Origin of the sequence: Methanogenium cariaci JCM 10550 (assembly GCF_001315945.1) — an archaeon.
In the GTDB taxonomy this organism is placed as follows: Archaea; Halobacteriota; Methanomicrobia; order Methanomicrobiales; family Methanomicrobiaceae; genus Methanogenium; species Methanogenium cariaci.
This window is the reverse complement of sequence record NZ_BBBG01000003.1, coordinates 131,335-154,657: the sequence shown is the minus strand read 5'-3', so window position 1 is coordinate 154,657 and position 23,323 is coordinate 131,335. Positions and strand designations below refer to the sequence as shown.

General features: G+C 52.2%; 19 protein-coding genes and 5 pseudogenes. 4 read left to right on the top strand and 20 right to left on the bottom strand.

All coding sequences use genetic code 11. The features are described from left to right. Positions 1 to 72: 72 nt before the first annotated feature. Both feoB and JCM10550_RS04415 read right to left on the bottom strand, forming a co-directional pair. Positions 73 to 1,940, bottom strand: a pseudogene (gene feoB / locus JCM10550_RS04420) (ferrous iron transport protein B). 50 nt (positions 1,941 to 1,990) lie between these two features. Beyond that, positions 1,991 to 2,584: a metal-dependent transcriptional regulator gene (locus tag JCM10550_RS04415; RefSeq protein WP_062397272.1), complete on the bottom strand. Its 594-nt coding sequence runs from the start codon at positions 2,582 to 2,584 to the stop codon at positions 1,991 to 1,993. Positions 2,585 to 2,647: 63 nt separating this feature from the next. Between JCM10550_RS04415 and JCM10550_RS04410 the strand changes: the two genes are divergently transcribed. Beyond that, positions 2,648 to 3,295: a DUF5591 domain-containing protein gene (locus tag JCM10550_RS04410; RefSeq protein ID WP_062397331.1), complete on the top strand. Its 648-nt coding sequence runs from the start codon at positions 2,648 to 2,650 to the stop codon at positions 3,293 to 3,295. Positions 3,296 to 3,301: 6 nt separating this feature from the next. Here the strand turns inward: JCM10550_RS04410 and uvrB are convergent. The 3 pseudogenes from uvrB to uvrA all read right to left on the bottom strand — a co-directional run bounded on the left by uvrB (position 3,302) and on the right by uvrA (position 9,642). Then, positions 3,302 to 5,245: pseudogene (gene uvrB / locus JCM10550_RS04405) on the bottom strand (excinuclease ABC subunit UvrB). Continuing rightward, positions 5,232 to 6,805, bottom strand: a pseudogene (gene uvrC, locus JCM10550_RS04400) (excinuclease ABC subunit UvrC). Before uvrC ends, uvrB begins: the two co-directional pseudogenes overlap by 14 nt. After that, positions 6,747 to 9,642, bottom strand: a pseudogene (uvrA, locus tag JCM10550_RS04395) (excinuclease ABC subunit UvrA). Before uvrA ends, uvrC begins: the two co-directional pseudogenes overlap by 59 nt. A 193-nt stretch (positions 9,643 to 9,835) precedes the next feature. Here uvrA and JCM10550_RS21915 point away from each other — a divergent pair. Continuing rightward, complete coding sequence (locus JCM10550_RS21915) at positions 9,836 to 10,792, top strand: DNA-deoxyinosine glycosylase (RefSeq protein WP_245618722.1); 957 nt, start codon at positions 9,836 to 9,838, stop codon at positions 10,790 to 10,792. 358 nt (positions 10,793 to 11,150) lie between these two features. On the opposite strand, the gene JCM10550_RS04380 is transcribed toward JCM10550_RS21915, so the two are convergent. From JCM10550_RS04380 to JCM10550_RS04350, 7 genes and pseudogenes are all read right to left on the bottom strand, one after another. After that, the gene (locus tag JCM10550_RS04380) at positions 11,151 to 11,774 is read right to left on the bottom strand and encodes a hypothetical protein (protein WP_062397264.1); all 624 of its coding nucleotides are present in this window, start codon (positions 11,772 to 11,774) and stop codon (positions 11,151 to 11,153) included. Positions 11,775 to 12,132: 358 nt separating this feature from the next. Then, entirely contained in the window at positions 12,133 to 13,014 is an 882-nt protein-coding gene (locus tag JCM10550_RS04375; protein WP_083475297.1) for a UbiA family prenyltransferase, read from the bottom strand. A 311-nt stretch (positions 13,015 to 13,325) separates the two neighbouring features. Beyond that, a complete protein-coding gene (locus JCM10550_RS18135) occupies positions 13,326 to 13,469 on the bottom strand; it encodes a hypothetical protein (protein ID WP_157199923.1) in 144 nt (47 codons plus the stop codon). 478 nt (positions 13,470 to 13,947) lie between these two features. Continuing rightward, a complete protein-coding gene (locus JCM10550_RS04365; protein ID WP_172673761.1) occupies positions 13,948 to 14,724 on the bottom strand; it encodes a winged helix-turn-helix domain-containing protein in 777 nt (258 codons plus the stop codon). Positions 14,725 to 14,953: 229 nt separating this feature from the next. Then, positions 14,954 to 15,851 (bottom strand): annotated as a pseudogene (locus JCM10550_RS04360) (Mrp/NBP35 family ATP-binding protein). Between the two features lie 659 nt (positions 15,852 to 16,510). Further along, positions 16,511 to 16,747: a hypothetical protein gene (locus JCM10550_RS19515; RefSeq protein ID WP_062397258.1), complete on the bottom strand. Its 237-nt coding sequence runs from the start codon at positions 16,745 to 16,747 to the stop codon at positions 16,511 to 16,513. After that, positions 16,741 to 17,022 carry a hypothetical protein gene (locus tag JCM10550_RS04350; protein WP_062397257.1) on the bottom strand — a complete coding sequence of 94 codons (282 nt, stop codon included), beginning with the start codon at positions 17,020 to 17,022 and terminating at the stop codon, positions 16,741 to 16,743. Before JCM10550_RS04350 ends, JCM10550_RS19515 begins: the two co-directional genes overlap by 7 nt. A 267-nt stretch (positions 17,023 to 17,289) precedes the next feature. On the opposite strand from JCM10550_RS04350, the gene JCM10550_RS04345 reads away from it, so the two are divergent. Next, the gene (locus tag JCM10550_RS04345; RefSeq protein ID WP_062397256.1) at positions 17,290 to 17,475 is read left to right on the top strand and encodes a hypothetical protein; all 186 of its coding nucleotides are present in this window, start codon (positions 17,290 to 17,292) and stop codon (positions 17,473 to 17,475) included. Positions 17,476 to 17,493: 18 nt separating this feature from the next. Here the strand turns inward: JCM10550_RS04345 and JCM10550_RS04340 are convergent, their stop codons facing one another. The 6 genes from JCM10550_RS04340 to JCM10550_RS04315 form a co-directional block, all read right to left on the bottom strand. Beyond that, entirely contained in the window at positions 17,494 to 18,123 is a 630-nt protein-coding gene (locus JCM10550_RS04340) for a hypothetical protein (RefSeq protein ID WP_062397255.1), read from the bottom strand. Between the two features lie 335 nt (positions 18,124 to 18,458). Further along, positions 18,459 to 18,890, bottom strand: a complete 432-nt coding sequence (locus JCM10550_RS04335; protein WP_245618740.1) for a CPBP family intramembrane glutamic endopeptidase — start codon at positions 18,888 to 18,890, stop codon at positions 18,459 to 18,461. Between the two features lie 72 nt (positions 18,891 to 18,962). Beyond that, positions 18,963 to 19,442, bottom strand: a complete 480-nt coding sequence (locus tag JCM10550_RS04330) for a YkgJ family cysteine cluster protein (RefSeq protein ID WP_157199922.1) — start codon at positions 19,440 to 19,442, stop codon at positions 18,963 to 18,965. Between the two features lie 33 nt (positions 19,443 to 19,475). Then, positions 19,476 to 19,877, bottom strand: a complete 402-nt coding sequence (locus JCM10550_RS04325; protein WP_062397251.1) for a hypothetical protein — start codon at positions 19,875 to 19,877, stop codon at positions 19,476 to 19,478. A 51-nt stretch (positions 19,878 to 19,928) separates the two neighbouring features. Further along, positions 19,929 to 20,249 carry a hypothetical protein gene (locus JCM10550_RS04320; protein ID WP_062397250.1) on the bottom strand — a complete coding sequence of 107 codons (321 nt, stop codon included), beginning with the start codon at positions 20,247 to 20,249 and terminating at the stop codon, positions 19,929 to 19,931. A gap of 590 nt (positions 20,250 to 20,839) precedes the next feature. Beyond that, positions 20,840 to 21,250 carry a pentapeptide repeat-containing protein gene (locus JCM10550_RS04315; RefSeq protein WP_172673760.1) on the bottom strand — a complete coding sequence of 137 codons (411 nt, stop codon included), beginning with the start codon at positions 21,248 to 21,250 and terminating at the stop codon, positions 20,840 to 20,842. A gap of 215 nt (positions 21,251 to 21,465) precedes the next feature. On the opposite strand from JCM10550_RS04315, the gene JCM10550_RS04310 reads away from it, so the two are divergent. Beyond that, entirely contained in the window at positions 21,466 to 22,722 is a 1,257-nt protein-coding gene (locus JCM10550_RS04310; RefSeq protein ID WP_062397245.1) for an NAD(P)/FAD-dependent oxidoreductase, read from the top strand. Positions 22,723 to 22,801: 79 nt separating this feature from the next. On the opposite strand, the gene JCM10550_RS16845 is transcribed toward JCM10550_RS04310, so the two are convergent. Continuing rightward, positions 22,802 to 22,993 carry a type II toxin-antitoxin system HicA family toxin gene (locus tag JCM10550_RS16845; RefSeq protein ID WP_245618739.1) on the bottom strand — a complete coding sequence of 64 codons (192 nt, stop codon included), beginning with the start codon at positions 22,991 to 22,993 and terminating at the stop codon, positions 22,802 to 22,804. Between the two features lie 5 nt (positions 22,994 to 22,998). After that, on the bottom strand, positions 22,999 to 23,151 hold the full coding sequence (locus JCM10550_RS04305; RefSeq protein WP_245618721.1) for a type II toxin-antitoxin system HicB family antitoxin: 153 nt from the start codon (positions 23,149 to 23,151) through the stop codon (positions 22,999 to 23,001). Positions 23,152 to 23,323 lie beyond the last annotated feature (172 nt).

Below are 23,323 nucleotides of genomic sequence, written 5' to 3'. Positions count from 1 at the left end.
TGACGAATTCCGCACACCAGCCAAAGCAGGGGGGGACCCGCAGAGAAAAAATAGATGGAGCCCCCCCTGATTTCAGAGGAACGAGACTGCTAAAAGATTAATCACCGTTCCGATGCCCATGCCGAGGGTCAGGGTGTATGCCGAGACGAGGAGAGCGGTTTTCAGTCCCATCTCCCGGTAGAGAACGGCAATCGTTGATATACACGGCACGAAGAGCACACTGACGATGGCAAAGACATAGAGCTGAAGGCCTGTCATCACCGAGCCGAGGTCTGCGGTGCCTGCAAGAATCGCAAGGGTCTCAAACGCCATCTCCTTTCTGAGAATACCAAAGATCAGTGCGGTTGACGCATAGGGCGGAAGGCCGAGCACCGTCTCCATAAACGGTGCGAAAATATCCTGAAAGGCCTGAATAATTCCCGTATACTGGAGCACCCCCCAGAAAGACACTGCTGACCAGAAGTAGGGGGGGCATGGCAATAAAGAGGAACTCTTTCATGTGCAGCCAGGCCCGCTTCAGGGTCTGCATCGGCTGAGGTTTTCTCAGGGGGGGGCCATCTCAAGGATCATCCCGAACTGTTCTCCGGGCGTTATGCGGGTGAGAACGATGCCGGTCAGGATGATCAGGATAAAGACGACCAGATAGATGGAGAAGGCCCAGGCGACACCGACGAACATGGCAACGATGCCTGCGATAATGACGGTGCGTGCCGAACAGGGCACCATGGTTATAAGGACGGAAGCGATGATACGTTCCCGTTTTGATAGTTGGCGTATGCTCATGATGGCAGGGACGTTGCAGCCAAGTCCGAGGATCATGGGTATCAGTGCCTGGCCGTGCATGCCCACATGGTGCATCGCCCGGTCGGCGAGGAATGCCGCTCGCGTCATATATCCGGAATCCTCGAGGATGGATATGAGAATATAGAACACAAAGACAAAGGGAAAGGCAATCCCCCCCAGTCCCGCCTGCACGGCAAGAATGAGCGAGAAGAGGATCTGTTCCCAGAAGGGGGAGAACCCGGCACTCAGGAGAGGGGCAACCAGATAGATATCGAAGAGTTCGACGATGATCTCTTCCAGAAACGAGCCGACAAAGAAGACGGTCATGAGCGTTGCAAAGAGCAGGACGATGAGTATCGGGATACCCGGAAACGCCCGTGTCAAGAGGCTGTCCAGATCGGGTTTTTTCTTGTGATCCTTTAGTAGCGTAATGTCATCGGCAATCTTCGTTGCAGCATTGTGGCGGTTGGTCGCAATGATCTGGTGCACCGACATCTGGTGCTCCTCTTCAATCTCTGTTGCAATGGTGGCAGCGGAGTCCAGCAGGTCGGCATCCGTTCCCAGATGCTGGAGTGCGTCAAGGGCCTCCCGCCGGGAACACCCGTGAATCTTTTCAAGGCTCCGGATGGCGGCTTCGATATGCTGGCCATAGGGCACCGTGTAGTTCATGGTCCGTGCGTCAGAAAGTGCACAGGGATGATGTCACCGACATTTCTGCCTTCTGACGCCGCGGCGGCAATGACTTTGCATCCAAGCATATCCGAGAGCCGGGCGAAATCGATCTCGATTCCGGCCTTTTCGGATTCATCTACCATGTTGACGACGACGACACCGGGAAGCTGATACTCGGCCACCTGAAGCAGCAGATAGAGGTTGCGTTCCAGATTTGATGCATTCAGCACCGGAACGATGACATCGATATGCTCTTCCTGCAGATACCGGCGAACACTCGTCTCCTCGTCGGAGATGCCGTCAAGGGAATAGATGCCGGGAAAATCCACCAGTTCAACAATTTCCCGCTGATAACAGACACCGCCGGATTCAATATCAATGGTGGTGCCGGGGGGGAAATTACTGATCTCCACCCCGATACCCGTTAACTGGGTAAAGATTAATGATTTGCCGACATTGGGATTGCCGATGAGTCCGACTTTCATTCGATGGTCTCCACAAGGACAGATGCGGCAATCTCAGGCTGATTGCAATATCACTGCCTTTGATGGTGACAACAAGCGAACCGTTGGAAAGTTTTCGCTGGATGGTGACCTCCTCTCCGGGTATCACCCCCCCGATATCGTTCAGACGGCCCATGCACCGGGGGGGCCCCTGACAACAGCCACACGGACCGTCTCTTTTTCATTATAGAAGGAGAGGGGGGTTTGAGATCACATGGCTGGGCACAGCCGCGGCGCCGCTCCTGCCTGCACCGGCCCGGACGGGACAGGTATCGATTGAGCCTGCTGATGGTGTCGTTGGATGTCTCGTGTTCCATACGACAGGCCTGCTGTGAGGCAGTGTCCTGATCCATCCCCCCCAGCATCTCTGTCAGGAAACATTCGAGTGTTTTATGTTTTTTCAGGATACATTCAGCCGTCTTTCGTCCCTGTTTGGTAAGTTGGACGGCAGTGCCGGGTCCCAGAATAATATCTCCGGTAGATTCGATATGGTTTAGATCATTCCTGACCATATCCCGGCTCCTGTCAAATTTTTTTGAGATAACCTGAAGCGTATCATCGTCGAGAGATTCAATCCGGTTTTCGAGGATCCATTCCAGATAATCCTCATGAACTGAGGTTTGCATATATCGAAATACATTATGCAGTCCGTGGCTAATGATTATGTCGGCTTTACCTAGGTGAGAGAGATTTCAGAAAAAATTCGAATAAATCATGAGCCAAATTCCCGGCGGCTTCTGGACCCGCCCTTTTACCTCCGGGAATTTGAGGAGGCGTTCCGCTATATTATCGATGAATATCATATCCCGCCGCATGACATCGGGGTATTTATTCCCTGTGCAGTTAGAAAACCCTATAGCACGTCGCCCTCCCACCGCCTGTTCCATAAAATCCTGAATTCTGTCTATGCCGACACGTCATACCATGTGGCCATCTTTGGCACATGCGGGACGGTACCGGCGGAACTGGAATGCATGTACCCCCCCTACGCCCAGTATCACTACATGCTGGGCAAATGCACGAACCAGAGAATAAAAGATGATTTTCTGAAGATAGAGACCTATCGCCTGACGGAATTTCTGGAAAAAACCGCCGACACCTATCAGCTGCGGATTGCCTACTGCATCGGTGCGTTTCGGAGGGCGATGGCCCGGGCCGCCGCCAAAACCGGCACAGACATTCTTATTTATCCCACCGATCCGATGATTGAGCGGATGTACAATGACGACTGCCCGTTCCCTGAGGGAAGTCTTTCGATGCAGGAGTATATCGATGAGTTCACAGAGGGGGGGCTATTGAGGGCGAAGGGGGGGATGGTTGACAGATTGGAGAAATAGTGGCATTCACTCTTTCTCTAATTCCGTATTCAGTTTCTTCAGCTTCTCCCGCAGCACAATCGCCCGTTCAAAGTCCAGCTGTTCTGCCGCCTCATGCATCTCCGTTTCAACCTGAATGATCAGATTGGGCAGTTCAGAACGGGGGGGGATATGTTTGGTATCCTGAATCTCAACCTCTTTTTCCCGGATGTTTATGAATGGTAACCGGAGTGATGCCATGCTCCCGGTTGTATGCCACCTGTATCGCCCGCCGCCGGTCAGTCTCCTCCACCGCGATTTTGATGGAATCCGTCATTTTGTCTGCGTACAACACGACATGGGAGTGATCATTGCGTGCCGCCCGCCCGATGGTCTGGATGAGGCTCCGGGCATCCCGGAGAAAGCCCTCCTTATCCGCGTCAAGAATGCCGATGAAACTCACTTCGGGAATGTCAAGACCTTCCCGGAGCAGGTTGATGCCGACGAGCACATCAAACATCCCCAGCCGGAGTTCCCGGATGATCTCGGTGCGCTCGATGGTCTGGATCTCTGAATGCAGATAGCGGGTCTTTATTCCCTTCCCGGCAAGGAATTCGGTCAGTTCTTCTGCCAGCTTCTTGGTCAGGGTGGTGATCAGTACCCGCTCGCCTGCCGCGATCGTCTTTTGGATCTCTGCACAGACATCCGGTATCTGGGTCTTCACCAGGCGTATCGTGACCTCCGGGTCAACCAGCCCGGTCGGACGGATGATCTGTTCAACGATGCCGGAAGAATGCTCTTTTTCATACGGGCCGGGTGTCGCCGACACGAAAATTGCTGTCTTCAGGTATTCTTCAAACTCATTAAACATCAAAGGGCGGTTGTCAAACGCGGAAGGCAGCCGGAACCCATACTCGACAAGGGATTTTTTCCGGGAATAATCCCCCTTATACATCCCCCCGTACCTGCGGCAGCGTCTGATGACTTTCATCAACGACCAAAAGGAAGTCATCCGGGAAATAGTCCAGCAGGCAGAAGGGTTTTTCTCCCTTTTTCCGGTGGTCAAAAAATCGGGAATAGTTCTCGATACCTTTGCAGTAGCCGGTCTCCTCGATCATCTCGATATCATACAGCGTCCGCTGGCGGAGGCGATGTGCTTCAATAAGCCCAGAGTGGGCAGCGTCTCCTCCAGCTCCTGTCTCATCTCCAGAATTGCACCGGCCTTCTCCTCTTCTGGTATCACATAATGCCGGGCGGGATACACAAAATAATACGGAAGTATCCGGTTGGCTGATGGGTTATTTTGTCAATCTCCGTGATCCGCTCAACCTCACTCCCGAAGCATTCAATCCTGATAATGTCCGTCCCGGATCCGGGTATGAGGTCGATGGTGTCCCCCCCCTTTACCCGGAACCGCCCTGGCTGGAGTTCCATGTCATTGCGCTCGTACTGGATGTCAATCAGGCGGGAGATGATCTCTGCCCGGTTTATCTGTTCTCCCTGCGTGACTTCAAACCCCAGCCCCTCGAAGTTCTCCGGGTTCCCCAGACCGTATATGGCGGATACCGATGCGATGACGATGACATCATCACGGGAGAGAAGAGAGGCGGTGGCTGCAAGACGCATCTGCTCGATTTTCGGGTTGATGGCCGCATCCTTTTCAATGTACTGATCCCTCTGGGGGATGTAGGACTCCGGCTGATAGTAATCATAATACGAAACAAAATATTCTACACGGTTCTCCGGGAAAAAGTCCCGGAACTCATTGTACAGTTGTGCGGCAAGGGTCTTGTTGTGGGCCAGCACCAGTGTCGGCTTCTGTGTCTGCGCAATCACGTTTGCTATCGTAAACGTCTTCCCCCCCGAACCGGTAACGCCCATCAGGGTCTGAAACCGGTTCTTGTCACTGATGCCCGCTACCAGCGCCCGTATTGCATCGGGTTGTGACCCCCCCTGCGGAGAAAAGTCCGCTTTCAGATTAAACCTCGTCATGCCTGATCCTCTTTTTCATGAGAGTCCGGTTATAGGTTATGGCAAACCGGTGTGCCTCGTCACGGATTTCCTGAATGAACAGGGATACCTTTTCATTCTTTTTGATGGGCAGCGGGTGCGGGAACTGCGGAATGAAGATCTCCTCTTCCCGTTTTGCAACCGAGATCAGCGGGATACGGAGATTCAGGTCTGCGAGGGCATCCCCCGCTGCATGAAGCTGTCCCTTCCCACCGTCGATAATCACCAGATCCGGGAACTCTCCGTTCTCTTTTGTTATCCGTGCATACCTGCGGTGCACCACCTCCCTGATGGCGGCGACATCGTCAATCCCTTCGACGCTGCGTATCCGAAACCGGCGATAATTTCTCTTGTCGGGCATGCCGTAGCGATACTGCACCATGAACCGACCATCCCTGTTCCCCCCGTAATGGGAGATGTCAAAACATTCAATAACCTGTGGCGGTTCCGGCAGCCGCAGACGTTTCTGAAGAGCTGTTACCTTCTCCTCCCCGTTAAAGAAGGTGGTCTCGATATTCCGGGACACAATCTCAAGCAGGTCTTTCTTGTCGCCCCGTTGGGGGGGAACGGTTACTCTGACCTTCTTTCCTTTCTGAACCGAGAGATACTCCGGTATGGCCTCGTCCGGCACCTCCGGGAGAATTAATTCTGAAGGAGGTTCGTGCTCGCCGTAGTACTGCACCAGAAACTCTTCAACGGCAGAAGGCCGATACGAAAAAACGAACTCCTGTTTTTTCCCCAGCACTCCCTTATACACCGAAAAGAGCATCAGGTACACCGTATCCTTCCGGATCTGATAGTTGATGATATCTTCATCGGTCTCTTTTGCCCGTTCCACCGCCTGTCTCTCGGAGAGTTTCTGAACGGACGCGATCTGGTCACGCAGTTCGAGGGCTTTCTCAAAGTCCTGCGCCTGTGATGCAGTGGACATCTCCGCTTTCATCTGCTCTGCGAGGGCAGCGGAATGCCCCCCCTTTAATATCTCACGCACACGGGCAGTCTGTGCTGCATACACTTCCGGAGAGACGGTTCCCGTGCACGGCGCAAGGCATGACCCGATATGATACCGCAGACAGGGACGTTTGGGTATTTTCTTACAGGATCGGATGTGGAACGTCTTTTTGAGGACGTGAAGAATCTGATCCCGATCCTTTGCCGATACAAACGGGCCGTAATAGTCTCCGCCATCCGTCTTCTCCCGCACCACGTGGATGCGGGGGGGATACACGTCATCCGTCAGGTGGATGTAGGCATAGCGTTTGGAGTCTTTGAGATCGATATTGTATTTGGGCTGAAGGCGTTTGATCAGAGTGTTTTCAAGGATGAGCGCCTCCACCTCCGTTCTGGTGACGATGAAGTTGAGGCTGACCGCAGCAGCGACCATCGCCCGGGTCTTGGGATCGGTTATCGTAGGGGGGGAAAAGTAACTGCCCACCGTTTCTTCAGATGCTTGGCCTTGCCGACATAGATGACCGTCCCGGTGTCATCCAAAAACTGGTAACAGCCGGGGGGGTCTGACGGGAGGGACAGATGATCGATCATATCTGCAACAGGGGGGGCGGAGGTATGCGCCGGTGTAGCTCTTCTCTTCCGCCGCCACCTCTTCCGGGGGGGTACCGGATATGAGGATCTCGCCGCCGTATTCCCCACCGTCGGGCCCGAGGTCAATGATATGATCGGCCGATTTTATCACATCCAGATTGTGTTCGATGACAATGACCGTATTCCCCCCCTTGGAGACGAGCTCGTTGAGAACGGCGATCAGCTTTTTCACATCATGGAAGTGCAGACCGGTGGTGGGTTCATCGAGGAGATAGATGGTATTCCCCGTCCCCCTCCTGGAGAGTTCGCGGGTGAGTTTGATGCGCTGCGCTTCCCCGCCGGAAAGCGTGGTGGAACTCTGCCCCCAGTTTGATATATCCCAGACCCACTTCCTGCAGGGTCTGGAGTTTCTGCAGGATTTTCGGATGGTGTTCAAATACGTCCACCGCTTCATCGATGGTCATATCAAGAACGTCCGCAATGCTATGACCCCGGAACGTCACGTCCAGTGTCTCTGCGTTGTAACGCTTGCCTTTGCACTCCTCGCATTCCACATAGACATCCGGCAGGAAGTTCATCTCGATTTTAATGAGACCGTCTCCGCTGCATGCCTCGCACCGGCCGCCTTTGACATTAAAGGAGAACCGGCCGGGCTTATAGCCCCCCCGAACTTCGCCTCTTTGGTAGCGGCAAAGACCTTCCGGATTTCATCAAAGACCTTGGTGTAGGTGGCCGGGTTTGACCGGGGGGGGTTCTGCCGATGGGGCTCTGGTCGATGACGATGACCTTGTCCGGCGGTGCGTCAAACGAGAGCGACCGGTGGTTTCCGGGGGGGGTGACGTTCGACTGGTAGATCTTCTGCATCAGCGCCCGGTAGAGGGTGTCGTAGATCAGTGTTGATTTCCCGCTCCCTGACATGCCGGTGACAACGGTGAATATACCCTGAGGGATATGGGCATCCACATCCTTCAGGTTGTTTGCCGTGCAGCCCAGCAGGTGGATGAATGCTTCGGAGGTGCGGCGGGTTTCGGGGGGGACGGAAATTTTTTCCGCACCGGAGAGGTAGCGGCCGGTGAGCGATGCCGGGTTCTGTTCAATCTCAGCCGGGGGGGTGCCTGCGGCAACGACCCTGCCGCCGTCGATACCCGCACCGGGTCCCATGTCCACGACATGGTCGGCCTGCCGGATGGTGTCCTCGTCGTGCTCGACCACGATGAGCGTATTCCCCCCCAGATCCCGCAGGTGCTGCAGGGTCTCAATCAAACGGTGGTTATCCCGCTGGTGCAGGCCGATGGACGGCTCGTCAAGGACGTATAAGACGCCCATGAGGTTGGAACCGATCTGTGTCGCAAGCCGGATGCGCTGTGCTTCCCCACCGGAGAGGGTGCCCGCCGCACGGGAGAGGGTGATGTAGCCAAGACCGACCTCTTCCAGAAATCCCAGACGCGAATGAATTTCCTTTAAGACCTGTTTTGCAATCTCTTCTTCTTTTTCGGTGAGCGTGAGGGCGTTGAAAAATTGTCTGCACTTGCTGATGGAGAGATCGGTGACATCGATGATGGATTTGCCGCCGATACGAATGGCAAGCACCTTCTCCTTGAGCCGCTGTCCGTGGCAGGAGGGGCATTCAGAGATGCGCATGAACTTTTCCAGTTCCCTGCGGCGGTAGTCAGACTTGGTCTGGCCGTAGAGGCGTTCGGCCTGCGGTAAGAGACCTTCCCATTTGCCGTTATGGGCAGTGTCCCTCACCGTCCTTCATATTCATCCGGAATGCAATCTTCTCATCGGAACCGTACATCAGGGCCTGGTACTGCTCATCGGTCAGATCGGCAATCGGCGTGAAGATCGTGAACCCGTAGTGTTTGGCCACCGCCGCAAGGTACTGGATACGGTAGCCGTCGAGGAAATTCCGGTAGAGGGCGACCGCCCCCGTCGGAGATTGATTTTTCTTTATCGGGGGGGATGATGAGTGCCGGGTCCAGTTCCATGCGGATGCCCAGTCCCTTGCACTCCTCACAGGCACCGAACGGGCTGTTGAATGAGAACATCCGCGGCTGGAGTTCTTCAAAGGAGATGCCACAGACGGGGGGGCATGCCATGCGGGATGAGTAGATCTGTTCTTTTTCGTCATCCGTTCCGGTGACAATCACAAGGCCATCGGACTTGTGCACCGCATTCTCCACCGCTTCGACCAGCCGGGAGCGTTCATCGTTCATGCACCGGTCAAGGACAATCTCAATGTCATGCTTGACATACCGTTCCAGCTGTATTTCTGCATCCGTCCGGATGATCGTGCCGTCCACCCTTGCACGGACATAGCCTTCTTCGTTCAGGTCTGTTATCAGTTGCTGATAGGTGCCCTTCTTCTGGCGGATGAGGGGGGAAAGCACCGTGACCTCACCGGAGAAATCGGATTCGATCGCATCCGCAATTCGTTCCGGGGACTGCGATGCGATTTTGATGCCGTGTTCAGGACAGTAGGCGGTACCGATGCGTGCATAGAGGAGACGGAGATAATCATAGATTTCCGTGACCGTACCGACCGTACTCCGCGGATTTTTCGAGGTGGTCTTCTGTTCTATCGATATTGCCGGTGAGAGACCCTCGATGGCGTCCACATCCGGCTTATTCATGAGCCCGAGAAACTGGCGGGCATATGCGGAGAGGGATTCCACATACCGCCGCTGCCCTTCTGCATATATGGTGTCAAAGGCGAGTGTTGATTTTCCGGAGCCGGAGACACCCGTAATAACGATAAACCGGTCCCGGGGGGGAAGGTCCAGCGTTACGTTCTGTAGGTTGTGTTCCCGTGCTCCGCGTATGGTGATATGGTCCATAATCAAGTGACAGATATATATGTGCGCTGCTTAAATAGCCCTACAGGTAGAGGTATAAAAATGGACGCCCCGAATGACAACCAAAGGTGTGATTTTTGTGAGAAGAAAGCAATCGGCATGCAAATTCTGGGATGTGTCTCCCAGAATGTCTGCGAAGATCATGCGGAACAGATGCTGGTTGCAATGAAACCTGGTGAGAGAAAGGATTGGGGGGCCTGCTATTATGTGCGCTACGGCAAAGATACCGATTCCGGAGAACAAGATTCGGACAGATAACCGGCAGGGGGCGGCATACCCATCCGGAAGAACCGATATTCCGGATTTTCCCATACTCCACGCTACGATAAACCGTAGGGATGGCCACAATGTCGATGAGTATTGTTTAAGTAATCCCAAATGTAAATATATGTCGATGAACACCCCCCCGACTACGAATTCAAGGTGTGACTTTTGTGAAAAGAAGGCAATCGGCATGCAGATCTTAGGATGTGTCTCCCAGAATGTCTGTGAAGACCATGCAGAACAGATGCTGGTCGAAATGAAACCCGGTGAACGAAAGGACTGGGAGAATGCTATTATATCAGATATGGCAACGAAACTAATCCCGGTGAATGAGTATTCCGCATCAGGACTTGCACCGGTTTTTGGTGCTCATCCGTCCGTTTTGATTCTGGGCAGTTATCCAAGCGAACAGTCGTTACAGCGGCATGAATATTATGGGAATCCCCGGAATCAGTTCTGGAAGATCATGGGAATGGTATTCTCATTCCCAACCGATTTTATAGAGCTGCCCTATCAGGAGCGGCTGAGTATTCTGACCGGGGAGGGCATTGCCATCTGGGATGTGCTGGAGGCATGTTCACGGAAGGGGAGCAGTGACAGCTCAATCGCTGACACCATCCCCCCCAATGATGTCCAAACCTTTCTAAAAGACCATCCCTCCATCCATTGCATTGCCTTAAACGGGAAGACAGGTGCAGGACATTGGTTCAAACAATATTTTTCCGTTCTGGCAGAACCGAAAAACGAAGAGACGGGTTTGGTTATTTTGTCTCTTCCCTCCACCTCTCCGGCATATGCAGGGATGGGCCTGAATGATAAGGCGGAGATGTGGCGGAGGATACTGCCGTTTTGTGCGATGACGAAATGAGCGGATGCATAGCGATTTCCTGACGAACACTCACGTTCCCGTTGCAAGACACAGACCGATGAGGAGAACAGGACAACAGCATAATGTCCGGATTGGATTTCATGAATGACTCCTTCGTGATAATCTGATAATAGTAATTATTCTGAGCGGATGTGAAACGGATTAACGATTCATTATAGTGTTTGTATATGACCGGTTACGCTGGTGATATACAGGAACCCTGATGGACATCCACATCAGAAGGCCTCCAGGAAGAATTTCTGCCGGGAAAATCAGGGAAATGAAGGGCGCTCATCCAAAGCGTAGAGAAGATAGTACGATAAACCTGTTATGTTCCTCTCCGGAACGAGAGGGGGGGCTAGAGAATTAACACCTTATAACTCGAACCGAGGCGAACAACAACCGATTGCAGACCCGGAAGTGCTACGTTGTTCGGGATCAGAGCAATGTTCAGGTGGCTGAAAAACATGTTCAGATGGTAGTCCGGGCCGATAGAGAGAGACGCACTTATTGGCAGCAGATCAATCAGGGATCGTGCCAGAGCTACCCCAACGGGCCCGTCGAATCCAAGTGCAATGGCAAGCCATGATCCAAAGAAGTCGGCCCCGGTTGACCTGACGGCAATGAGATACTCCATGTCGATGGGGGGGCCTATGGTCAGGTGAGCACCCTGATCATCTGTCCGGTAATATGAACCCCCGCCAAAAAATGCATTCGTACTTACCGCACCATCAGGATTTATTTCATAGATTTCGGTATGCCAGACATCGTTTTGGGCAATCGCTCTCTTTTTCTCCCGGATTAGAAACCGTTCCTCTGTTTTTGATTCATCATGGCAGACAATGTACTCGCGTTCATCTCCGGTAATGCTGGTCCTTTCGATATGAATGGTAGAATCTGTCATTTCAATTCCCTGTGCACGTACAGCAGGCAAAAATGCAACCTCACTGTCAACGCGGTAAAGGACCCCCCCCGGTTCCATTTATTCCATATGTTTTTCTCCGGTTTGTGAACCGAAGGGAAAACCTGAAAATTGCTTCCGAAAGATCAAGCCAATGGAGTTGTGCCTCTGGGCAGCACGGCCCTCATCCTCCGGTGTGAAATGAAGTGAACTCCGGGCTACAGTGTACTCTCATATCTTCTCATATACATTAGTTCGTTCAGCGAATATTCAGCGTGCTGACTTCGGCGTACTGATGAACAGATACTGACCGGAAGAGCCGCGCTCATTTGTTACTCACCGTATTTTTTCAGAACAGACAACGGCATCCGGTGATAGATAAGAGGGGGGGGATGATAATCCTGACCTTCTTATGCAATACATGCGGTGGACAGGTACATCAGTCCCCCCCGAGCAGCAGATACTGCCCGTCGGCAACGAGGTCATACATGCTGTGTTCCCGTTCGGTGCCGTTGAAAAAAAGAATGTAACCCTGTATATACATCGCAATACCGGTGATGATTACCGTTTCAATGGTCGAAAGAGATCCGTTACAGAGGGCGAGGATGATCGCGATACCGGCACAATTCATCACCGACAACAGGCATCTGGTTTTCGGTATCCCCAGGATCACAGGAATAGTCTGCACGCCTGTCTCGGCGTCACCCTTTACATCCCGGATATCAAATACCGTTGAATCGATAAATGACAGGAGAAAAAAGAAGAAACCCACTGCGACTGTCATCTCCCCCCCCAAAGAACATCCCGTGCATGCAGCAGGCAGAAGTGCAACCGGAAGTGCCCATGCAAGTCCCACGATGAAGTTTTTTACAAAGGGGGGGATGTCCTTCAGGCGACGGTACCTGAACCCGCGGGGGGGCAGAAACGGTATACTGTAGAGAATTCCATTTACAAGTGGAATGGCAGTGATTACCACCGCCATCATCCCGTAAATCCCGGCGATCAGAAACGCAACAACGTATGTGCCAAGGGATACACTCATGAGAACCGTTGCATACTTTTTCGTGAATGCATAGCGTCTGGAATGGTTGATTGCATCTTCATCTTCGTCGGTTTTTCGGTTCAGGTTGTAGACCGAAAAGGTAACAAGGAACATGATCCCGCATGCTGCCAAAGATATCGGTATGTCCTGTAGCACAGAAGACAGGTAAACCATCGAAACGGCGGCAATGCAGAGATACAACGAGCTGTACAAAAGAGTATCAAACAATGACCGAAGATTCAGGTCACTGTTTCCAGGTGTATGCTCAAATTTGAACATACATTACCATGGATTCAGGTATTTGACATTAGTTCGTTCAACGAATATTCAGTGATCTGCTGAATATAAAGGAACTGGGATTCTGACGATAATCTCCAGCAAAGAGGTGCACCGAATAATCCCTGCCCAATAAACCAAGGGGGGGATAAAATGAAATTTTGTCTGGAGAGCATAGAGACGAACAGGAGAGATCATTACCACGAAGATGGCACGAATGATGAATAAGTTATCAGCCATTTAAAAATAAATCGTTCTCCCATCCGATCTTGCTTCGGCCGGTGTGCCATCCAGCGAGCGATCCAGCATCATTGTCATGCCTGCGGGCAGACCGGTAGTGGGTAGGTGATGGTGGCAAAATGAGCGTTCACTCCCCCCTCATGGAAATGGAAGTCAGACAGTAAGAACAGGGAAATGACAGCAACGATATGGATTGATAGTATTGCTGATTCTTCCATCTGTCAGGAGACCATGATTTTCTCAAAAAAGCAACGTGACCAAGAAAACTTCATTTCCCGCCGCCGGGAGAACAACAGGTCATAGATCTAACAGCACTACGATGATCGGGATATTATTTGTTCGGGTGGCCGGCAGACCCGTCAGGACCGCTGTCCGGATTTGTATAAAAATACAGATTCACGCTGATCAGGAACAGAACAGTCAGAGCAGATGAAGGAACTGCACCAACATACCCGTTGATCCCCCGTGCAACAGCAGATCTGCTCCAAATGAGGTGAATCCCGGACAACAAATGATATCTCTCTCTCCCGGTATACATTAGTTCGTTCACCGAATATTCAGTTCTCTGACGAATGTCATAGAATCCAGAAGAGGTAAGAGGGATTTCTGTTTTCTGCAAAAATCGTTCACCCCCACCGACAAGATCAGATGAGGGTAAAATCTTCTGATATATCCTTATAATAGGAAAAGAGGCGCTCACCCCCATGCAAGGGCCAGACTATCCGTGCTGATGAGGTCGCATGACATATCGTATTTGAAATCATCATTCCTGCATAATCCAAAGGAAAGAGTCAAATCGGTCACCGTCAACCCGATAAAAAGGGGGGGCATGGGTGCCACATATACCCTGAAGTGAGTATATGCTGCAATTTCCTTGATTTTACTCAGGAACGGTTCCTTCCGGAGCTCTTCAGCGATCTCGGTGTTCACCACCATCTCCACAGGCACCCCTTTTTTCACCTTTGCAATGAGGGCGTCTGCATGGGACTGACTCATGAAAGAGGAGATGACGTGTATCCGTTCAGCATGTTCCAGCATATCATAAAAACACTCCAGAACAGAGAGAATATTCGTATTGAACGTCTCAACAATCCCGGAATGATAGAGGTCGCCGATGTCACGCAGGAACGGGGGGGCAGGAAGTGCTTCAAGATAGTGTGACGACCAGAATTTGGGATTTTTACAGAAAAGGTAAGCTGTTCTGATGTGATCCTGTATCTGTGATGAAATGACGTTTCCCTGAGGGGGGGTCAGGTGATAGGCATCGTCATCGTATCGTATGTAATGCACTTCCTCCAGATACCGTATCTTCGGAAGGATTGTCTGCGACGTCGTGTCTGTCACCCCGCGAATTTCGGTAAGAGTTTTGTCTCCCTCACCCAATGAGATCATGATCTGCAGCAGCAATCGTGACCGGAACAGCTTCTGGATACCATCCTGATATGTATTGAAAATCCCCCCCAGTGTATCCATGTATCCCTCAATATAACTCATCATTTTCTGAGCATATAAAATGTTAATATTTTAATTTTGGATTAAAAACCCGCTTATCTGTCATTAATTGAGTGAAATCCGGCACACCCGATCCCAATTCTGTTTTCCCATATTTCGCTGCAGGTATTGTCAGGATATCAGAGTTAATCTGTCTGTTGGATCTCTCTTTTCCCCCCCTTCACGGCACGGAACGCGAGAGTACCGACCCTCATACGGAATGCATGAGTTCCTCTTTTTGACGGCCACCCGGAGCACCCGTTTCGATGACCCGGACAAGGTTCTCCATCACAGCATCGAACTGCTTCCAGGTGGGGGGGTTGTCTGCATCGATACCGGGGCCGCGGATGAGAAACGGCCGCCCCCTCATCGGCTGCTTTGCGCATCGCGGGGGGGTCCAGAGGGATGGCGCCGAGGAATGGGACAAAGAAATTCTGTGCGGCACGCTCACCGCCCCCCCTGAACCGAAGAGGTCAATATCTTTGCCACAATGGGGACAGGCCATGCCGCTCATGTTCTCAATGATGCCGATGACCGGCAGCCCGATGGTCTGGACAAACTTCACCGCCTTGGAGATATCAAGTATGGCCACGTCCTGGGGGGGGTGGTGACGATCACCGCTCCTGCGATGTTCGGGGCAAGCTGGGCGATGGTCAGGGCCTCGTCACCGGTACCCGGCGGGAGATCGACGACCAGGTAATCGAGTTCCCCCCCCAGTGGACGTCTTCGAGGAACTGCCGGATAACCCCCCCGGTCTTCATCGGCCCGCGCCAGATGACAGGGGGGGAACTGGTTTCAGGAAGGAGAAAAGCCATTGATACCACAGAAAGGGTGTCGGTGACCGCTACCGGCTCCATCTGTTTCTTGTCATACGACACCATCCGGTGCTCTTCAATTCCCAGAATCCGGGGAATGTCCGGGCCGTGGATATCGAGATCCAACAGCCCTGTGTTAAAGCCGTGGCGGGAAAATGCGAATGCGAGATTTGCTGCCACCGTCGTCTTGCCCACACCTCCTTTGCCGGAGAGTATCAAAACCACGTGCCGGACGGATATGCGGGCCCGTTCCAACACACCCCCCCGCCGTGGTGCGGCCGTATCTTCTGCCATATGCCCCCCCTTACTCAGGGGGGAAATGGATAAAGCTTTGCGCAGGATCTTTCTGGCAACAAGCGGAAGCCCGCTTGAAATTGCTTCATGGATGAACATGGCGAGTCCCTCTGCATATGACGGCATAAAAAAGATCATAATCACAATATGCTTCTTTTACATCAGGCAAAACACCAGTGAAGATGATATTTACACTATTGTACAAGAAAGGAAATGGCCAGGCGTGGGGGGGGCATCATCGGAGCCTCGGTCACGTGGCACATCACGCGCTTGAAGAAGACAATATTATCATCTCAAAAAATGGCGGCAGATCCGTTCATTATCTCCTGAATAAAAACAACTGCGGATATCAGACGCAGAGCATATGTCCGTCCGGTGTCGATGCGACAGGATAGGATAATTATCATTCCCACTGTTATCAAATCTTTCCAAACCCATCCCGGCAATCTGGAAAAACAATAATCCCATCCATTAAAATAAGGCAGAATCCTCTCCGGAATCGAATGCTGGAAAAAATAATGAAATGAGATTAACCCTGTCTTACTCCTTCCTCAGGACACTGGCCGCAACCAGTACACTGCCGACAAGGAAGACCGGGATCATCATTGTTGGGAATTCAGGAACGGGTGGTGGGCAGGGTTCCATGGGTAATTCGATGATCAGTGTCTGTCCCTCATAGCATGGCAGACATGATTCAACAAGGACCGCTCCGACATCATCACATCCGGGATATAATCACCGTGCTGAGCTGCCTCAGCGGCTACGGCCACCGAAAGCATGTTGTCCCATTCAGCATACTGTGGTGGAATTGGCTGACCAAGTACCATCCAGATAGCTGCCTGGGTCTCTCCAAATGGTACATCTCCCCCCCTGTTGTTAAGGATCCAGTTTACCATGTTCCACTCTTCGGATACTCCGATGGTGGAAGAAAGGCAGGCTTCGTACCATTCATCCTTGATTGAAGTGCCCATCGAATCAACACACCATCCGGGGGGTAGACATCATCTTCAAACAGATACACGTCAAAGTAGGTTCCACACAGTTCACCAGGTGGATACATGCCGTCGATCAGCACAAGGTCGCCGGTGGGAAGATCGCTCCATTCCAGGGCAACAGCCGGTGCCACCATACAGAGGGCAGCAACCAGCAGTGCCACAAATAGTTTTTTCATTTTTTCATACCTCCACTCAATTACATGCAAAACCGGCGAAATCCTGTTTCAGGACTGTCACCGCCTCACATATGGGCCCTGTTAACCGATTCTGATATATACAGATATGCCAGACACAGATGTGAGCAGAGGGATAGGAGGATTCTCCTATGCTGAAAATGGGATGTCTCCCCCCCAGAAGAGGAATGATTCCGGATTATGTTTTTCGCAGATCTGGAGTGAATTCGTCCATTCAGCACCGACGGACGGTTCAGCGGAAACAACGATGTGCATTACCCCGATACTGTCCTGAATATTTCTGCTGAATCCGTTCCACTCCACGGCATATCTGCCCCCCCCGTAACCGACCTGACATTCCCCCCCCGGTTTGGGACGGATGGTGTTTGGATGAAGAAACAGTTTGCCGTATCCATTCCAGTCAAACGGGAACCGGATGGTAAAAAAGAAAGATGAAATGAGATGAATCCTGTCTTACTCTTTCCTCAGAACACTGGCTGCAACCAGTACACTGCCGACAAGGAAGACCGGGATCATCATTGTTGGGAATTCAGGAACAGGTGGTGGGCAGGGTTCCAGGGGGGGTAATTCGATGATAAGCACCTGGCCCTCATACATGCACGCTTCAACAAGGACTGCTCCGACATCATCACATCCGGGGGGGATATAATCCCAGTGCTCAGAAGCCTCAGCAGCGAGGGTCGCTGAAACAATGTTGTCCCAGTCAGCATACTCTGACGGGATTTCCTGACCAAGTATCATCCAGATGGCTGCCTGGGTCTCTCCAAATGGAATATCTCCCCCCCTGTTGTTAAGGATCCAGTTTACCATGTTCCACTCTTCGGATACTCCGATGGTGGAAGAAAGGCAGGCCTCATACCATTCGTCCTTGATTGAAGTGGTCACTGTATCGACACACCATCCAGGATAGACATCGTCTTCAAACAGATACACATCAAAGTAGGTTCCACACAGTTCACCAGGCGGATATTCGCCGTCGATCAGAACCAGATCGGCGGTGGGAAGATCGCTCCATTCCAGTGCAACAGCCGGTGCCACCATACAAAGGGCGGCAACCAGGAGTGCTACAAATAGTTTTTTCATTTTTTCATACCTCCACTCAATTACACGCAAAACCGGTGAAATCCTGTTTTAGGACATTCAAACACCGTTTCACATGTGCGCCACCTGTTAACCGATTCTGATATATACAAATATGCCAGACAGGCATGTGAGCAGAGGAAAATGGAGGATTCTCAGATGCCGGAAATGATATCCCTCCCCGGAAAAGGCATAATTTCCGGATTCTGTTATTAGCATATGGGAAGTACATTCGTCCATTCAGCACTGACAGACTGTTCCGCGATCCCGGCGGCATGATCTCTCACAGATCCGGGAATACGATTTCATACTCATCGAATTCCCGGATATCCCCCGGTTTAGGATATCTCTTTGGTATAACTCTCCGGCAGACGGGTGCGGAAGTGCCAGAAGACCAGGGCCAGCAGGATATAGGTGGCAGCAGAGGCCCAGCCAAACTCCCCCAGCATCATATCGGACGGGGGGGGTGTCTGAACGGTCAGGGCCGGATAGAAACTCTGGATAAAGTAGTTCCAGAAACCGTGGAAGAGGATGGCGGGAATCACACTTCCTGACCGGAGCCGGAGCCAGGCAAGGATGAGACCCGCACCCATGACGGAGGGGATGAACATCAGGAGCGAGTACCAGAGGGGGCCCGCACCGTTATAGGTCGAGAAAAGGACGACGGGCATGTGCCAGGCGGCCCATATCGCACCGCTCAGGAGAGCCAGCTCGGTAAACCCCCCCATGAACCGGGCCAGTTCGGGGACGAGGAGACCACGCCAGCCAATCTCCTCACCGGCGGCGGCAAAGAGGTTTAAGAGGATGCTGAAGGCAAACAGTCTCTTCCCTCTTTTTTCCAGCTACTGCCGCACACGGTATCCGGCTTTCGTGAGAAAACCAATGACGGCCACATCCCATTCCCGGTCAGTAAGCCCGGAGAGTTTCGGTTTCTCCTCTTCCCAGAGCCTGCCGAGTTCAGCAGTATCCGGAACAAAGGTGCGCTGATATAGCACCCGACCGGCCCGTCTGCCCTGTGCATCATAAATGAGCAGGCGCCAGCAGCAGTAATCACGGCAGATCTCCGGCCGGGTCAGGTGTACCGTGCACCACGCCTTGCCTTCCGTATCAAACCGCAGGAACGGGCATGCGTCCGGCAGGTTCTCCAGACTGCGTGTATCTTCGTAGAGGGCAGTCTTGTCCGCATCGACCCGGACTTCCGTTACCTCTCCGGAATAGTAGTTGTAGACAACAAAGGTGTTGTCGCCCCGGTCTTCGGTGATGGTATGAACGAGATTCATGTTACTGCAGCAGTTGCCGCACTGAACGCATTCACAGGCGATGGCAACCGGCCCCCGGAAGGATATCGTGCATTATCATGATTGGATATTTCCCATCGACACGGATAAGATATGTGCCTGCCCTCTCACCGTACCCCCCCGACGAAGACGGCATACAAGCCGCGATGGTACGGGCACCGGATGGAGGTGAAGCCCGCGTCTCCGAGCATCTCCCGGAACCCGTCCGGGGGGGTGTGGATGCTTTCCCGTGCCCCCGTCCCATGAGGCACGCTGCTCCCGGATATCTTCCGGGTCAAGGCCCGCATCCTCCATAAATGTCTCCCAGCGGGCCAGCTGGCGCAGCTCTTCCTCCACGTCTGCGGGCCTCACGACACATCCGGTGATGTAGACGCCTCCCATGCGGAGCCGATCGTATGCCTGCCTGAGCACCATACGCTGCCCATCGGGTTCAAGTACGATGAGGCAGAAGGTGCTCATCACGGCATCAAAGGGACCAGGGGGGCCAGGAGTCCCTGATATCCCCCCCCGTTATCCAGGTGACACCGGCCAGTTCCGGTTTTTGTCGGGCGACGGCGAGCATCGCGGGAGAACTATCGATGCAGATGACGGCAGCTTCGGGTGGGTGCTACATATGCGTGCGGTGAGAAGACCGGTGCCGCAGCCGAGTTCGAGCACGTGTTCGCTCTCATCCGGGAGAGCGTCGGTGACGGTTCGGTAGAATAGATCCCGGTCGGGAATGGTCCGGGCGGCCAGATCATCGTAGTGTGCGGCCCGTTTTTCGGTGTTCCACTGCATGTCTGCGCTCTGCTCATTGTTTGTTGTCATATCTCTCTCCCGTACTTCGTTCATGCTCCTCTTCGTGATACGGAGATATCTCTGTTGCGATACTCCCGGAAGCAGATCAGGGGGGGACGGAGAAATTTCGACGGGAGTCCGTTTGCCGACCCCGATCTTTCTCTTTGATCACCCATGATCTCCTGTCTTTCACCCCCCCCTGTTTAAAGGAATCGGGGCATAATATAAGCGTATTTTCGGATCAATTCTGCTGCCGGAAATCCACGGTATTTTTGCCGTTTATTTCCTGAAATGACGGGTGATTGCAGACTAATAAGCGGGCGCTATTCATCACTTTTTTGAAAGGATGGATAGGGTGTCTCCGGGTGAGAAAGGCCTGCTCCGGCCGTCTGTGTGGATGCGTTTTTTGGCCGGTTTTGGGAGATATTTAAGTATTGCGTATGGGCAGAATTTTGACCCGGAATACCGGGTCAGCCAGAGATCATTTGACGATAATGTCATACGTATCCAGCAACCCCATCACTCCGGGAAAGGAAAACGTTGCTTTATAAACTCTGTTTTTCTCCGGATTGAGAGAGTAGTTGTAGGATGTGGTAAAATCCGCACGGGTCAGATTATTCCCGTGAAACGCCGTACGGTGCAGATCACAGTTCTGAAACCGTGCCCCCGGACAGATTCGAATTGGTGAACGCCGTCTCTTGTATTATACAGTCTTTAAATATGGTCTTCCGCAATGCATTGTTGAAAAATACCGAGTAATCCAGACGGCAGTTTTTGAAGTTCACGGCAAACAGAAAATTATTGCAGGAACCAAAGTCAACGCCGGTCAGTTTGCAGTCGATGAAATCGACATGTTTCAGACAGGTATTTTCAACATTAGCCATGGTCATATTGCAGGCATGAAACTGACAGTCCATGAACTCATTCTGTGACAGATTGCTGTTGGAAAAGTTACAGTCCTTAAAGACACATGACTCAAACTCCCTGCCGCTGAATCCTTTGTCGGCATAATCCCGTGCTTCAAAAACTTCATCGTAGTATGATTCTTCCTGCATAACATCCTCTTTGATCAAACTCACCCCGCTAGGCAGACGATCAGGATCTAGTATTAGAGAAGCCCTGCCCTTAAGAAAGATACCATGCAGTGCGATAGTAAACATCTGCGGAAAATCGGGCTGCACAAAATAATATATATTCCTGCCAATACATTTTCCCTGTTGAAGACGGTCCGGCACGATATGTCCATCTGATACAGGGGGGGAGAACACGGATGAAGAGTCATTATGATCTGCTGGTCATCGGAGGCGGCCCCCCCGGCGGTGCCCTTGCGGCAAAAACCGCGGCCGAGAACGGTCTCTCGGTCTGCCTGATTGAGAAGCGCCCGGCCATCGGTGTGCCGCTGCGCTGCGCCGAGGGGGGGATCGGAGAGGATATGATCCACGAATTTTTCGACGAACTCGACACGAAATGGGTCTCCGCACAGATCAGACAGGCAGTGATCGTGGCCCCCCCGGACAACCGGAAGGTCGTTCTTGACTCGGCGGTCACCAGAAAAGAAGTGGGGTATGTACTCGATCGCAAAGTCTTTGACCGGGATCTGATCGCGATGGCGGCCGGAGCCGGTGCGGAAATCTATGTGAAGACCCGTGCGGTGGATGCCATTATAACAGATGGTGTCGTGCAGGGTGCACGGGTTTGGCACGACGGCGGGGGGGAACAGGATATCTATGCGAGTGTCGTGATCGCAGCGGACGGCGTTGAATCAAAGTTTGCCCGCTGGTGCGGGATCAACTCCACCGTCCCGATGCGTGAACTTGAGACCTGTGCCCAGTATCTGATGACCAATATCGATATCAATGCCGATGAGACGGTCATTTATCTCGGCAATGACATCGCACCGGGCGGATATGTCTGGATCTTCCCGAAGGGAGAGGGCACCGCAAATGTGGGCATCGGGATTATGGGCAGCAGGTCCGGTGAAGGCTGCCGTGCGAGAGACTATCTGGATGCATTTGTACGGGAGAAATTCTCCGAAGGTAAGAAGATGGAACTCATCATGGGGGGTGTTTCGGTCTGTAAACCCCCCCTCGAATGCACGGTTGCAGACGGGCTTTTAATTGTCGGTGACGCGGCCCGGCTGAGTGATCCGATGACCGGCGGCGGTATCTACCATGCCATGTACACCGGCAGGCTGGCCGCAGAGGTCGCCACAGCGGCAATCAGACAGGAAGACTGTTCGAAAGCGTGTCTGATGAGTTATGACACGACCTGGAGAAATGCCGCTCTGGGCAGGGAGCTGGCCCGGAACTACCGGATGAAAGAATTTTTCATCACGCTTGATGATGAGGTTCTGAACGCGGTGTTAAACTCGGTCAAAAACCTTCAGGTAACGGAGTTCTCGGTGCTTCAGATCATCCGGGAAATCGTGAAATTGCATCCGGACGTGCGCAAGGAGTTAACGTCCCTGATCAAATACAATTCGAAAGGCCGGGAAGAACTGAAATCCCTGATCAAATACCTGCAGTGATTTGTTCAGCGAAATTTCGGAAAGAAGAGGATATTGTAAAAAAGGTTCGGGCAGAAGCTATATTAATTCATTCAGCTCTTCAACCGTCATATGAGCCTGCTTTAGGATGTGTGACAGGTAGATCGTTTGATTGATGTGCCGGAACCGTCAGCTTCAGAGTTTCTGTCTGCGTGTGTTTTTGCATACGAATATGACTGCCCCGCTGACGGACAACGACCCATCCATCTCTTTGAAGAACAACGATGAGTTTGTCATAATTCAGACCGGGCATATGGTTCATACCGCAATCTCAATCTGCTCGGCAGTATCACTGAAAATCGCATCGTCTTCTATGGGTTCCAGATAAAGAGTGATAGCTTCCCTGATATTGTGTAATGCATCTTCTTTGTGTATCCCTTCACTGATACAGCCGGGAAGTCCCCGGTACAAACACCGTATATCCCCCCTCTTCACTGGGTTCAAGAATAACACGTAATTTCATAAGCTAATCTCCCTGTTTGATTATTTTAAATTAATGGTAATTGTGGATATCAGTTAGCGGAAAAAGGTATCCCCCCCGGAGTCCTGATTCCTTCTTTTTTGATCATGGGAGAATGGAAAC

Coding starts and splice junctions, on each gene's coding strand:
- JCM10550_RS04415 (WP_062397272.1), bottom strand. CDS start 2,584: ATGCAAACCTCAGTTCATGAGGATTATCTGGAATGGATCCTCGAAAAC.
- JCM10550_RS04380 (WP_062397264.1), bottom strand. CDS start 11,774: ATGGAACCGGGGGGGGTCCTTTACCGCGTTGACAGTGAGGTTGCATTT.
- JCM10550_RS04375 (WP_083475297.1), bottom strand. CDS start 13,014: ATGTTCAAATTTGAGCATACACCTGGAAACAGTGACCTGAATCTTCGG.
- JCM10550_RS18135 (WP_157199923.1), bottom strand. CDS start 13,469: ATGGAAGAATCAGCAATACTATCAATCCATATCGTTGCTGTCATTTCC.
- JCM10550_RS04365 (WP_172673761.1), bottom strand. CDS start 14,724: ATGGATACACTGGGGGGGATTTTCAATACATATCAGGATGGTATCCAG.
- JCM10550_RS19515 (WP_062397258.1), bottom strand. CDS start 16,747: ATGGTAAACTGGATCCTTAACAACAGGGGGGGAGATGTACCATTTGGA.
- JCM10550_RS04350 (WP_062397257.1), bottom strand. CDS start 17,022: ATGAAAAAACTATTTGTGGCACTGCTGGTTGCTGCCCTCTGTATGGTG.
- JCM10550_RS04340 (WP_062397255.1), bottom strand. CDS start 18,123: ATGAAAAAACTATTTGTAGCACTCCTGGTTGCCGCCCTTTGTATGGTG.
- JCM10550_RS04325 (WP_062397251.1), bottom strand. CDS start 19,877: ATGAGCACCTTCTGCCTCATCGTACTTGAACCCGATGGGCAGCGTATG.
- JCM10550_RS04320 (WP_062397250.1), bottom strand. CDS start 20,249: ATGAACGAAGTACGGGAGAGAGATATGACAACAAACAATGAGCAGAGC.
- JCM10550_RS04315 (WP_172673760.1), bottom strand. CDS start 21,250: ATGCAGGAAGAATCATACTACGATGAAGTTTTTGAAGCACGGGATTAT.
- JCM10550_RS04310 (WP_062397245.1), top strand. CDS start 21,466: ATGAAGAGTCATTATGATCTGCTGGTCATCGGAGGCGGCCCCCCCGGC.
- JCM10550_RS16845 (WP_245618739.1), bottom strand. CDS start 22,993: ATGCCCGGTCTGAATTATGACAAACTCATCGTTGTTCTTCAAAGAGAT.